The organism is Micromonospora sp. NPDC049004 (assembly GCF_040649315.1).
Taxonomy (GTDB): Bacteria; Actinomycetota; Actinomycetes; order Mycobacteriales; family Micromonosporaceae; genus Micromonospora.
In genome coordinates, this window is sequence record NZ_JBEZFG010000002.1 from 873238 (window position 1) to 885642 (window position 12405).

13 protein-coding genes are annotated in these 12405 nt (G+C 71.1%); 4 read left to right on the forward strand and 9 right to left on the reverse strand.

Going from position 1 to position 12405, the window contains the following annotated elements:
• Positions 1–124: 124 nt before the first annotated feature.
• From AB0B97_RS08870 to AB0B97_RS08890, 5 genes are all read right to left on the reverse strand, one after another.
• Complete coding sequence (locus AB0B97_RS08870; RefSeq protein ID WP_357491823.1) at positions 125–1348, reverse strand: LCP family protein; 1224 nt, start codon at positions 1346–1348, stop codon at positions 125–127.
• A gap of 76 nt (positions 1349–1424) precedes the next feature.
• Complete coding sequence (locus tag AB0B97_RS08875) at positions 1425–2402, reverse strand: NAD-dependent epimerase/dehydratase family protein (RefSeq protein WP_357491825.1); 978 nt, start codon at positions 2400–2402, stop codon at positions 1425–1427.
• 82 nt (positions 2403–2484) lie between these two features.
• A complete protein-coding gene (locus tag AB0B97_RS08880; protein WP_357491827.1) occupies positions 2485–4176 on the reverse strand; it encodes a cation acetate symporter in 1692 nt (563 codons plus the stop codon).
• Entirely contained in the window at positions 4154–4519 is a 366-nt protein-coding gene (locus AB0B97_RS08885) for a DUF485 domain-containing protein (RefSeq protein ID WP_357491829.1), read from the reverse strand. Before AB0B97_RS08885 ends, AB0B97_RS08880 begins: the two co-directional genes overlap by 23 nt.
• 176 nt (positions 4520–4695) lie before the next feature.
• Complete coding sequence (locus AB0B97_RS08890) at positions 4696–5448, reverse strand: flavin reductase family protein (RefSeq protein ID WP_357492098.1); 753 nt, start codon at positions 5446–5448, stop codon at positions 4696–4698.
• 479 nt (positions 5449–5927) lie between these two features.
• Between AB0B97_RS08890 and AB0B97_RS08895 the strand changes: the two genes are divergently transcribed.
• Positions 5928–6713: a helix-turn-helix transcriptional regulator gene (locus AB0B97_RS08895; protein WP_357491831.1), complete on the forward strand. Its 786-nt coding sequence runs from the start codon at positions 5928–5930 to the stop codon at positions 6711–6713.
• On the forward strand, positions 6710–6925 hold the full coding sequence (locus tag AB0B97_RS08900) for a DUF397 domain-containing protein (RefSeq protein WP_357491833.1): 216 nt from the start codon (positions 6710–6712) through the stop codon (positions 6923–6925). The genes AB0B97_RS08895 and AB0B97_RS08900 overlap by 4 nt, the downstream gene beginning before the upstream one ends.
• Here AB0B97_RS08900 and AB0B97_RS08905 read toward each other — a convergent pair.
• Together AB0B97_RS08905 and AB0B97_RS08910 are read right to left on the reverse strand one after the other, a co-directional pair.
• Positions 6922–8625 (reverse strand): ABC transporter permease, encoded by a 1704-nt coding sequence (locus tag AB0B97_RS08905; RefSeq protein WP_357491835.1) that lies wholly within the window; start codon positions 8623–8625, stop codon positions 6922–6924. The two genes, AB0B97_RS08900 and AB0B97_RS08905, sit on opposite strands and share 4 nt — an antisense overlap.
• Positions 8610–9374 carry an ABC transporter ATP-binding protein gene (locus AB0B97_RS08910; protein WP_234582626.1) on the reverse strand — a complete coding sequence of 255 codons (765 nt, stop codon included), beginning with the start codon at positions 9372–9374 and terminating at the stop codon, positions 8610–8612. Before AB0B97_RS08910 ends, AB0B97_RS08905 begins: the two co-directional genes overlap by 16 nt.
• Positions 9375–9496: 122 nt before the next feature.
• On the opposite strand from AB0B97_RS08910, the gene AB0B97_RS08915 reads away from it, so the two are divergent.
• The gene (locus AB0B97_RS08915; RefSeq protein WP_357492100.1) at positions 9497–9958 is read left to right on the forward strand and encodes a hypothetical protein; all 462 of its coding nucleotides are present in this window, start codon (positions 9497–9499) and stop codon (positions 9956–9958) included.
• Positions 9955–10236, forward strand: coding sequence for a hypothetical protein (locus AB0B97_RS08920; protein ID WP_357491837.1), 282 nt, complete (start codon positions 9955–9957; stop codon positions 10234–10236). The genes AB0B97_RS08915 and AB0B97_RS08920 overlap by 4 nt, the downstream gene beginning before the upstream one ends.
• 85 nt (positions 10237–10321) lie before the next feature.
• Here AB0B97_RS08920 and AB0B97_RS08925 read toward each other — a convergent pair whose 3' ends face one another.
• Both AB0B97_RS08925 and AB0B97_RS08930 read right to left on the reverse strand, forming a co-directional pair.
• Positions 10322–11962, reverse strand: coding sequence for a cation acetate symporter (locus AB0B97_RS08925; RefSeq protein ID WP_357491839.1), 1641 nt, complete (start codon positions 11960–11962; stop codon positions 10322–10324).
• Between the two features lies 1 nt (position 11963).
• Positions 11964–12377, reverse strand: coding sequence for a DUF485 domain-containing protein (locus AB0B97_RS08930; RefSeq protein WP_234582623.1), 414 nt, complete (start codon positions 12375–12377; stop codon positions 11964–11966).
• Positions 12378–12405 lie beyond the last annotated feature (28 nt).

Genomic DNA, 12405 nt, shown 5'->3' on the forward strand with positions numbered 1-12405 from the left:
GGGGCCCCTCCGGGGCCGCGGGGGTTTTCCCCCGGGCCTCCGGCCCCCCTGTTACCCCCTAACCGCGCCGCCCCTCGGGCCGGGGGGGGCCCCGCGTCGCCGGCGACGCGGTCCACCCCTGCGCTCAGCCCCCGTCGGTGTTCTTCGGCGGGTTGGCCTTGACCCAGTCCGCCATGGTGTCGGCCGACATGGCCTGGTACATCGCCAGCGCCTTCTCCCGGTCCGACACCACCACCGACTCGCCGTTGATGGTGTCGCTGCCCGAGTTCGGGCTGGTCAGGAACGTGAGGTTCTGCCCGCGCAGGTTGCGGAACTGCACCGCCATGTCCGTCACCGAGAAGCCCTGGTCGACGGTCACCGCGGCGGTCACCGACTTGAGGAAGTCGTTGAGCTTCTTCGGGTTCGCCAGGGTGCCGGTGCTCGCCGCCTTGTCCATCAGCGCCCGCAGGAACTCCTGCTGGTGCCGCATCCGGGCGAAGTCGCCGTCCGGGAACTGCTTGCGCTGCCGGATCCAGTCCAGCGCCTCCGCGCCGTCCATGTGGTTGGTGCCCTTGGTGAAGGTCCGGTACGGCTTGTGGATCGAGGTGATCGTCCGCTCAACCTTCAGGTCCACCCCGCCGAGGGCGTCGGTGACCTCCTTGAACCCGCCGAAGTCGATAGCCATCACGTGGTCGATCCGGACGTCGGTGAAGCACTCCACGGTGCGGACCGCCAGCGGCAGGCCGCCGAACGCGAACGCCGCGTTGATCTTCGCGCGCTGGCCGGAGCCGCAGTCCGCTCCGGCGCTCTGCGGGATCGGCACGTACAGGTCACGCGGGATGGAGACCAGGTACGCCGACTGGTGGTCGGCCGGGATGTGCATGACGATGACCGTGTCGGCCCGCCACTGGCTCTTGGTGTCGACAGGCGCGTCCGGGTCCCGGGAGTCGCTGCCGACCAGCAGGATGTTCAACGCGCCGTCGACGGGCTTCGCCGGCCGACCTCCGGTGATCTCCGCGAACGGGTCGGTGCGGGCCAGATCGTTGTTGAGGTTGCGCGCGTACAGCCAGGCGCCCAGGCCGCCGAGCAGCGCCAACACCAGCACCGCGACCCCGGCCACCAGGCCGATCCGCCCCCAGCGCGGCCGGGGGCCACGCCGTCCCGGCCCGCCGGCGCCACCGGGCCGGCCAGGTCCCGTCGGCCCTCCCGGGCCGCCCGGGCCGGGCTGCTGCTCGTCGTGCGACGGATACCAGCGCGCCTCGGCGGGACGCGCGCGTCCGGAGGCGCCCCGGTCGGGGCCGGGCACCGAAGCGCGCCCGGTGCTGCGGTGCAGGTGCGGGTGAGGAACGCCGGCAGAGGTCGCTGACATGTAACTCAGGGTACGTAGCGGGAGCCACTACCGCCCTCAGGCGACACTCAGCGACCGGTGTTCCGCCGTGAGCTGGTTACCCTAGCCGCGCCCGGAAGTACTCGATCGTGCGTCGCAGGCCGTCTTCGGGCGCCACGGTCGGCTCGTATCCGAGCAGTTCACGGGCGAGGGTCAGATCGGGGCGGCGCATCTCCGGGTCATCCGAACTGCGGGTGATGTACGTCACCTGCGAGCTGCTGTCGGAGAGTGACACGATCAACTCGGCGAGTTGACGCATGGACAGCTCGTGCTCCGTGCCGCAGTTGACCGGGCCGGTCTCGGTCGAGTCGAGCAGCAGCAGGATGCCCCGCACCAGGTCCTCGACGAAGCAGATCGACCGGGTCTGGTTGCCGGTGCCGTGCACGGTGATCGGCTCGCCGCGCAGCGCCTGGGAGATGAAGGTGGGGATGGCCCGGCCGTCGTCCGGGCGCATCCGCGGGCCGTACGTGTTGAAGATCCGCACGATCGCCGCGTCCAGCCCGCGGTAGCGGTGGTACGCCATCGTCGCGGCCTCGGAGAAGCGCTTCGCCTCGTCGTAGACGCTGCGGACGCCGATGGGGTTGACGTTGCCCCAGTAGGTCTCGCGCTGCGGGTGCTCCTTCGGGTCCCCGTACGCCTCGGAGGTGGAGGCCATCAGGAACCGGGCGCCGTCGGCGACCGCGCGCTCCAGCAGGTGCAGGGTGCCCACCGAGCCGACCCGGAGGATCTCCACCGGCAGTTGCGCGAAGTCGGTGGGGCTGGCCGGCGAGGCCATGTGCAGGATCGCGTCGAACCGCTCGGCGAGGGCCGGGTGGTGCGTCGGCAGGCCGTCGGAGAGGTCCGCCTCGACCAGGGTGAAGGTTGGCCGGTCGAGCAGGTGGGCGACGTTCTCCTTGGAACCGGTGACGAAGTTGTCCAGCGCCACCACCGTGCAGCCCCGGGCGATCAGGGAGTCGACCAGGTGCGACGGGACGAAACCGGCGCCGCCGGTGACGAGAACGCGGTGACCGGGACCGAAGCGCTCAGCAACCTTCATGCCGGTCAGCCTACCGACCCCCGTTTACCGCGAGAGGCCCCCTGTCGACGCGTGGCGTCGACAGGGGGCCCCGTGTCGAGGGTCAGTGGGCGCCCGAACCGGTGAGGGCGCGCACCTCCAGCTCCGCGTACTTCTCCTCGTCGTGCTCCTTGGAGATGAGGGTGCCGATCCACCCGCACAGGAAGCCGAACGGGATGGACAGGATGCCCGGGTTGGACAGCGGGAACCACTGCCAGTCGTGGTCCGGGAACATCGACGTCGCCGCGCCCGAGACCACAGGTGAGAAGAACACCAGCACCACTGCCGAGAGCAGACCGCCGTAGATCGCCCAGACCGCTCCGGAGGTGTTGAACCGCCGCCAGAACAGGCTGTAGAGGATCGCCGGCAGGTTGCCCGAGGCGGCGACCGCGAAGGCCAGCGCCACGAGGAACGCCACGTTGAGGTTCTGCGCGAAGATCGACAGGAGGATGGAGATCGCGCCGATCACCAGGGCGGAGATCCGGGCGACCCGTACCTCCTGGCGCTCCGACGTCTCACCCTTCTTCAGGACGTTCGCGTAGAAGTCGTGCGCCAGGCTGGACGAGGAGGCCAGGGTCAACCCGGCGACCACGGCCAGGATGGTGGCGAAGGCAACCGCCGCGATGATCGCCAGCAGGGCCGCGCCGCCCAGGTCGCCGCCGAAGAACTCCAGGCCGAGCGCCTCGGCCAACTGTGGTGCGGCAGTGTTGCCGGCCTTGTCCTGCGCGGTGATGGCCTCACTGCCGACCAGTGCCGCCGCACCGAAGCCGAGGGCCAGGGTGAGCAGGTAGAACGTGCCGATGATGCCGATGGCCCAGAGCACGCTCTTGCGGGCCGCTTTGGCGGTCGGCACGGTGTAGAAGCGGATCAGGATGTGCGGCAGGCCGGCGGTGCCGAGCACCAGGGCGATGCCGAGCGAGAGCAGGTCCATCTTGTTGTAGAACGTCTGCGTCGCGTTGCCGGCGACCTCCACGCCGTAGCGCAGGCCCGGCCCCAGGAGCTTGTCGCCCTTGCCGGACGACGAGGCGGCGGCACCGAGCAGCTCGGACAGGTTGAAGTGGAACTTGGCCAGCACCAGCACGGTCATCAGCAGCGCGCCGGTCATCAGCAGGAACGCCTTGACGATCTGCACGTACGTGGTGCCCTTCATGCCACCCACGGTCACGTAGATGATCATCAGGGCGCCGACCATGATGATGGTCGCCACCTTGGCGGTGGCCGCGTCCATGCCGAGGAAGGTCGTTCCCGGCTTGATGCCGAGCAGCAGCGCCACCAGCGCGCCGGCGCCCACCATCTGGGCCAGCAGGTAGAAGATCGACACCGTGATGGTGGAGACCGCCGCCGCCGTCCGCACCGGGCGCTGCCGCATCCGGAAGGCCAGCACGTCGGCCATCGTGTACCGGCCGGAGTTGCGCAGCAGCTCCGCGACCAGCAGGAGGGCGACCAGCCAGGCGACCAGGAAGCCGATCGAGTAGAGGAAGCCGTCGTAGCCGTAGAGGGCGATGATGCCGGCGATGCCGAGGAACGAGGCGGCGGACATGTAGTCGCCGCCGATAGCCATGCCGTTCTGGAAGCCGGAGAAGGAACGACCGCCCGCGTAGAAGTCGGTGGCCGTCTTGGTCTGCCGGCTGGCCCAGATGGTGATGCCCAGGGTCACCGCCACGAAGACCAGGAACAGCGTGATCGTCAGGTTGCGGGCCGTGTGGTTGGGGGCCTCGGCCGCGAGGAGCAGGTCAGCCGCGTGGACCGTTGTCATGGGTCACCTCCCCGATCTCGGCACGGATCCGGTCGGCGACCGGGTCGATCTTCCGGTCCGCGTACCGGGAGTAGAGCCAGGCGATCACGAACGTCGAGACGAACTGGAGCAGGCCGAAGACCAGCGCGACATTGATGTTGCTGCCGAACAGCTTCGTGCCCATGAAGTCCCGGGCGTAGGCGCAGAGAATGACGTAGAGCGCGTACCACAGGAAGAACGCGACGGTCATCGGGAAGACGAAGCCGCGCAGCGCGCGCCGCAGCCCGGCGAACTCGTCCGACCGTTGCACGGCCAGGTACTTGTCCGGCTGGGAAGCGGTAGGCGCGGGTGTGTCCGTGGACATCTGTGGATCACCACCTTCACAGGCGTCGGGGGTAGTTTCCGCGCACCGTAGAGAGCACGCTCCCGAACGGGGAAGGCCGAGATCGACGCCGGTCGTCGAGTGCGCCGAGCGGTTGGCTGGCTGCGCCGAGTGACCCAGGTCACTCCGGTGACCGGTCGGTTCGCGGGCCGCCCAGGTCAGCCCGGCAGCTCGTGGTAGCGCCCCCGGTAGTGCAGCAGCGGCGTGGCCTCCTCGGCCAGGTCGACCACCTCGATGGTGGCCTCCACCAGCAGGCCCCAGCCGTACTCCCGGGCGGTGTCCAGGCGACAGCCCACCCAGCCGCCGGCGTCGCTCGGTACCGGCCCGTACGGCGTCTCGGTCCACGTGCCGGTGGCGAACAGCCCTCCCGGCGCGGGGAAGAGGCCGGCGAACCGGTCGGCGAGCTGGCGGTGCGCCGGCCCGAGCGGCGCTACCGCGAACCGGCCCGCCTCCTCGACCGCGGCCCAGAGGTCGGACTCCGCGTCGATCAACCCGAGCAGCCGATCCGGCTCCCCCTCGGCGATCAGGGTGGACGAGACGGTCAGGCCCGCCGGACCGGGGGCGGTCCAGAGGGTCACCGGCGCGGCGAGCCGACCCCGCAGCCGGCGGACCGGCGACCGCTGCCCCGTCGGCACCGCGAACGGGTCGGTGTGGTGGATCTCGGCACCCGGCTCATGATTCACGTGAAACATTGTGCCGCCCCGGCCCCGCGCCCAACCCAGGAAGCGCTCGTGCAGGTCGGCGGGTCGTCCGTTGAGCCGGGCGAGTTGATCGCCGGCCTCCACCATCAGGGTGCCCAGGTGGACCAGCAGCGCGGTGCGGTCGTGCCGGTAGTCCGCGAGCAGCGCCAGCCGCGCCGGCTGGCACGGCCAGAGCGCGCCGCAGCCCCGACACCGCCACAGCGGCCGCATCGGCACGTGCGGCCGGCTCACCGCGCACCGCCGGCGGTAGGCGTCGGGCGCCCCGGGCCGCGCGGTCGCTCGGCCGCCGGGGGGTAACGCTCGAATAAGCGTGATGCCTGTGAGTCATCAAAATGACTCAGAGGCATCACGCTCGTTGGCATGGCACGCTCCCCGGCCCGACTCGCCGCGCCGCCGCGTGCCGGCTGGATCGCGCCCGGCACGGCCGTCGACGCCACGATCCTCAGCGGATACGACCACCGCGCCCCGTTCCCAGCGAGGACTGACCCGAGCATGAGGAATCCCTCCCGGTCGACGAGGGCCGCCCCGATCGGGGGATGACCGGGGCGGCCCGACGCAGGACCGACCGCCGGGACGTCGCCTCCACCGGCCGGGCCGCGCGTTCTCCACCCTGGACTCCCGGCTGTGGGCAGGGGAGTATTCCAGGGCTTACTACGCAGCGCGGTCACGTACTTACCGGGAAGGTAAGGATGAACATCGAGATGTGGGTACGGGCGTTGAAGTCCGCCCGGGCTGGTGCCGAGGTCTCCCAGGAAGCGCTGGCGACCGTCATCAGGTGGAGTCCGTCCACGGTGGCCGCCATCGAGACCGGCCGCCGCCGGCCAACGATGGAGTTCGCGGTCGCCGCGGACGAGGCTCTCGCCACCGGGGGCCTCCTCGCCGAACTCCTCAGGGCCGCCGACCGGCAGAGGTTGCCGAGCTGGTTCGTCCCGTGGCGTCACCACGAAGAGGAAGCGATCCGGCTGTGTGAATTCGAGCCGTGCCTGATTCCTGGCCTGCTCCAAACCGAGGAGTATGCCCGAGCGGTGATCTCGGCCGGTGGCCTGAACCCGGTCAACGTGGTGAACGACCTGGTTGCGGTCCGGTTGGATCGGCAGCAGTTGTGGCAGCGCGCAGAGCCGCCGCAGTGCGTGTTCGTCCTGGACGAGATCGCCCTACGACGCCCCGTGGGTGGACCGGCGGCACTGGACGCTCAGCTCGGTCGGCTGCTGGAACTCGCCGTCCTGCCCAGCGTCAGGTTGCACGTGGTGCCGCTCGATATCGGGGCGCACGTCGGCCTGACCGGCGGATTTCTGCTCGCGGAACTGCCCGATGGTGAACGGGTCACCTACGTGGAAGACGTCGCTCGTGGACACGTGATTGACGACCCCGACGTCGTCCGTCTGATTGGTCGGAAATGGGATAGCCTGCTCGGCGAGGCGCTGTCCGCTGGCGCTTCGCTGGATCTGATCCGGAAGCTGAAGGTGACGCCGTGACCGTTACTCAACCGCTGTGGCGGACATCGACCAGATCCGGCGACACCGGTGGCGCCTGCGTCGAGGTGGCGGACAATCTGCCCGGTGTCGTGCTGGTGCGGGACAGCAAGGATCGCTCCGGTCCGACGCTCACCTTCGCTCCGGCCGCGTGGCGTGACTTCGTTGCCCAGGCCGCTCTGACTGCCCAGGGCGCCGGCCGGAACGCCGGTTAACGACGTGGGGTGACAGTGGCCAGCAGTTCCGGCTGACGGCGGTCCAGCACGTCGCCGGCCAGGTACGCGCCGAGCAACGCCGCGCCCAGCCCGTACGCCGCACCGACCGGCAGGGCCAGCCAGAGCCAGGCGCTGCCGAGCAGCGCGGCAGCCACCACCATCGGCACCCCGATGACCGTCGTGATGATCATGGACAGCAGGGTGAGCAGGCCCTTCGCCACGCCCGCGCCGCTGTTCATCGCGAACGGGTTGCTCGTCTCCGGCAGCGAATATGCCGCGAGCACCGAGACGAAACTGTTCACCGCCAGCCCCGCGCCGTAGGTGGCGGCCAGGCTGCCCAGCATCAGCCCGATCCATCCCGGTCGACCAAGGAGTGCCGACAGCACCACCGCGACGACAGCCAGCATCGGCAGGACGTACAACGAGAATGCGGTCATCCGCGCGCGCAGCTCGACCCGCCCGGGCACGCCGGCCACGACGTTCGCCGCGTACGCGTTGCCGTCGAAGCCGAACTGGTTGGCCAGGGTGACCGAGGCGAGTACGCCGACGAAGAGCATCGAGACGGTGACCACGACGGGGGAGCTGTCGCCGACAGCCGCCGTGAACCCCGCGCCGTCCTCGGCCGCGAAGTCCCCGCCCGTGACGTTGATCAACACGGGCACGAAGATGCCGACCACCGCGATCGTGATCAGGTTGGCCCGGCGACGGGCGTCCCGCCACCAGTAACGGGCCTCCCGGGCGACCAGCGCGCCGAACCGGTCCCGCCGGACCCAGCCTGCGGCCCGGGGAAACAGCTGGGCGACCGCCCCACCTGTGACACCGCGCTGCGCGGGGGCCTTGCCGGTGCTCGCCGTGCCCACCATCGCCGACTCCAGCGAGCGGGACCACCAGGCCAGCAGGGCGACGATCGCCGCCACCGTGATCAGCAGCTTGAGCGGGGCGGCCCACACCCGCCCCTGCGCCACGTCGATGCCGACGGTCCACGGGGCTCCGAACGGCGTCCACCCGAGCACCGTCGCGGCACCGGTCAGCCGGGTCCAGTCCGTCTCGCGCAGCGCCGCCAGGCCGACGATCTGCAACGGCCCGAGCAGCGCGGCGGCCACCGCCAGCAGCACGGCCGCCAGGTCCCGCACCCGGCGGGACCGCAACATGCTGGCGAAAGCGCTGGTCACCGCCCGGCTGGCGGCCACACAGAGCAGCAACCCGGCGAGTACGCCGACCACTGCCACCAGGCCGGCGGACCAGCCGCCCAACGCCCAGGCGGTCAGCACCAGCCCCAGCACGGCGACCGACATCGCCAGCACCGGCACGCTGACCAGCGCGGCGGCGAACAGGCCGGTGACCAACGTGCGGCGCGGCAGCGGCAGCAGCGCGAACCGGGCCGGGTCCAGCGTCTCGTCCACGCCGAAGAAGACCAGGGGCAGCAGCAGCCAACCGAGCACCAGCAGGCCACCGCCGGCGGCAGCGATCAGCACCGCGTACCTGCCGTTGTCGGCCAGGCCCGGCGCGGCGAAGAGGAAGAAACCGCTGGCCGCGAACCACAGCCCGACCAGCGCGCCACCGATGAACAGCGCGACCCGCCAGCCCTGACCCCGGAAGTTGTTGCCCATCACCCGCAGCTTGAGGCGCACGAAGTGGCGGGCGGAGACCGTCCGCGCCGGACCGGCGGGCGCGGCGGCGACGTTCACCGGGAGAGCCATGACAGCTCGTCACCGGTCGCGGTGCGCCCGCCGACCACCTCGACGAAGACCTGCTCCAGCGAGCGGCCGCCGCGGACGTCCGCGATCGTGCCGACCCGCTTGATGGTGCCCTGGGCGAGGATCGCCACGTGCGAGCACAGCCGCTCGACGACCTCCATGACGTGACTGGAGAAGATGACCGTGCCCCCGCCGGCCGCGTAGCGGGTGAGGATGTCGCGGATCAGCGCCGCCGACACCGGGTCGACCGCCTCGAACGGCTCGTCCAGCACCAGCACCCGGGGGCCGTGCAGCAGCGCGCAGGCCAGGCCGATCTTCTTCTTCATGCCCGCCGAGTAGTCGACCACCAGCGTCCGGCCGGCGTCGCCGAGCGCCAACACGTCGAGCAGCTCCGCGGCCCGCTGGTCGACCACCGCCGGATCCATCCCCCGCAACAGCCCGTGGTACGCCAGCAGCTCCGCACCGGTCAGCCGGTCGAACAGGCGTACCCCGTCGGGCATCACGCCGAGCAGCCGCTTGGCCGCGACCGGATCGCGCCACACGTCCTGGCCGAGCACCCACGCCGAACCGGCGTCCGGCCGCAACAGCCCGACCGCCATCGACAGCGTGGTGGTCTTGCCGGCGCCGTTCGGGCCGAGCAGTCCGTAGAAGGAGCCGGCCGGTACGTCCAGGTCGACGCCCGCCACCGCGATCGTGCCGTCGAACCGCTTCGCCAGGCCACGCAGCGCGAGCGCGGGGTGCTCACCAGTCATGGGCCCGACGTTATCCGCCGACCGCCAGTTCCGCCGTCCGGCCGCGGATGGACCCGGGGTCATCCCCGAGGCGGAGTTCGTAGTCTTCCCTCGACTTCTGAAGTAGTGTTGAAGTCGTGTCCATGCCCGTGGAGTCCGTGCCGTTCTCGGAGCTGCTGCGGCAGCCAGCCGAGACAGCCGAGCGGCTGTCCCGAGCCCGCGCGGTGCGGCTGCGCCGCCGCGATGCCGCTGACCTCGTGTTGATGTCCGCCGATCGGGCGGCGGCTGAGGGTGAGGTGGTGGACCTGACCGCCCGGCTGCTGGCCAGCGTCGTGCGCCGGGACCCCACCCTGGTGCGTGAGGCACTGCCGACCGTGTTGCCGTGGGTGCGGTTGCTGCCCCCCGACGAACGTGAGCAGATGGCCAACGAATTCGTCGAGACGGCGGAGGCCGCCGCGGCGGTGGGAAACACCGCCGCCGTGTCCCAGTTGCTCGCCGAGTGGCGGCACACAGCCGAGATCCACGCGGACCCCGACCTGCACAGGGTCCTGGCCGCCCCCAGTTCCGGCGACTTCGGGGCGGTGCCCCGCCCGGACGCAGAGTGAGCGCCAAGCGAGGCGACCGGGCAGCGCCGCCACCCCGCCCCGGTGGCTACGTCCTGCGATTCGCCACGAACGACGCGGCCAAGGGCTGGGAGGAACTGTGTCGCCAGGCCGCGGCCAACACCCGCGCCGCCTTCGACGCCATCGAATCCGACCCCTGCCCCTCCCCGCCGACCAGCAGGCAGCACCCGCTGAAGGGCTCTCTCTCCACTGCGGCGCACAACGGGAAGACACTGCCGCAGTGGCAGTACGAGGTCACCGCTGGCGGCCGCATCTGGTAACTCCCCGACCACGACACCCGCACCTGCTGGGTCAAACACGCTGGCACGGGTCACCCCAGGGCAACCGACTGAGCCTGGGCTGCGCTCACAGGCGCAACGCTTCGGGGGTGTGCAGGCGCAGCATGGTGGCGGCGACGTCGGCCGGTGCGCGTCGGCGGGTCGCCATGGACACCGCGACCATCACGGTGAACGCCAGCGGCACCGTCCAGGCGGCCGGCTGCTCGGTGAGCGTGGCGGGCCAACCCGACAGCGGCGGGCCGAGCACCGTGACCAGCACGGCCCCGATCGCCGCCCCGCCGCCGGCCAGCACACCGGCGGCGGCGCCCAGGTCGGTCAGCCCTCGCCACCAGATGCCGAGCACCAGCAGCGGGCAGAAGCTCGACGCGGCGACCGCGAAGGCCAACCCGACCACCTGGGACACGTCCAACCCGGAGACGTGCAGGGCCAGCGCCGTTGGCACACCCCCGGCGATGATGGTTGCCAGGCGGAAGCCGCGCACCGAGCCCCGGCCGAGCACGTCCGTCGAGATCACCCCGGCGACGCTGGTCAGCAGCCCCGACGAGGTGGAGAGGAAAGCCGCGAACGCTCCCGCCGCGACCAGCGCGGCGAGCAGCCGCCCGACCAGCCCGTTCCCGAGGGCGGCGCCGGGCAGCAACACCACCACCGCGTCGGTCTGCCCACTGATGAGCAGCTGTGGTGTGTAGATCCGGCCCAACACCCCGTACAGGGTGGGCAGCAGATAGAAGGCGCCGACCAGCGCCAGGACCACAAGCGTCGTCCGCCGCGCCGCCGCGCCGTCGGGATTGGTGTAGAAGCGGACCAGCACGTGCGGCAGGCCCATCGTGCCGAGGAACGTGGCCAGGATCAGGGAGTACGTCGCGAACAGGCCCCGGTCGTCGTCGCCGGCCGCGCTGGGCAGCAACCAGTCCCCCGCGTCGGTGGCCACCCCGGACACCTCCGGCACCGGGTCACCGGCGGCGAAGGACAGCTCGTCGCCGGGGCGTACCTCTCGGATGTCGCCGTCGGCCAGGGTGAGGGTCGCGCGGTGCTCGACCACGACCGTGGTCGCGGCCCGGAACGTCGGCCCGTCGGGCGGGGTCACCGCCGGGCGGCCGTCGGCCTGCCACTGCAACGCCAGGAAGATCACCGGTACGGCGAGAGCTGTCAACTTGAGCCAGTACTGGAACGCCTGCACGAAGGTGATCGCCCGCATGCCGCCGAGCGCCACGTTCGCGGTGACCACGGCGGCCACCAGAAGGGCGCCGACGGGGTACGGGGAGCCGGCCACCGTGGCCAGGGTGAGCCCGGCGCCCTGCAACTGCGGCACCAGGTAGAGCCAACCGATGAAGATCACGAAAGCCGTGGCGAGGATGCGCAGGCGACGGGACCCCAGCCGCAGCTCGCAGAAGTCGGGCAGCGTGAACGCACCGGAGCGGCGCAGCGGTGCGGCCACGAACATCAGCAGGGCCAGGTAGCCGGCGGCGAACCCGACCGGATACCAGAGGACGTCCACGCCGTACTTGAGGACCAGGCCGGCGACGCCGAGGAAACTCGCTGCCGACAGGTACTCCCCGCCGATGGCTGCGGCGTTCCAGGTCGGACTGATCGCCCGGGACGCGACCAGGAAGTCGGAAGTGGTCCGCGCCAGCCGCAGCCCGTAGAAACCGATCCCGACGGTGACCAGGGTGACCGCGACGATGGCCGGAACCACGTAGTCGTTGCCCACGTCAGCGCTCCGGCCGCTGCACCAGGTCGGTGAAGTCCTGCTCGTTGCGCTCGGCCAGCCGCACGTACGCCCAACCCACCGCGATCAGGAACGGGAACGAGACCAACCCGAGCAGCAGCCAGGGCAGGTTGACGCCGACCACTGTGGTCCGGCCGAGCGACGGTGCGATGGCGAACAGCCAGGGCAGCCCGCCCAGCCCGATGACGACCACCAGTGACAGCCGCAACGCCAGCGCGAGCTGGGCGCGGACCAGGCCGCGAACCAGCGCCTCGCCGACCTGGGTCTGCTGGGCCAACTCGGCGCGGGTCCGCTCGGAGCGGGTGTCCCGCCGGGTGATGTCGGCCAACACGATCCGGGCCCGCCGGGGCGGCGGTACCGCACCGCCCGACCCGACGTCAGACAGTTGCTCGGCCACCCCGGCAGTCTTGCCCGCCCAGCGCGAT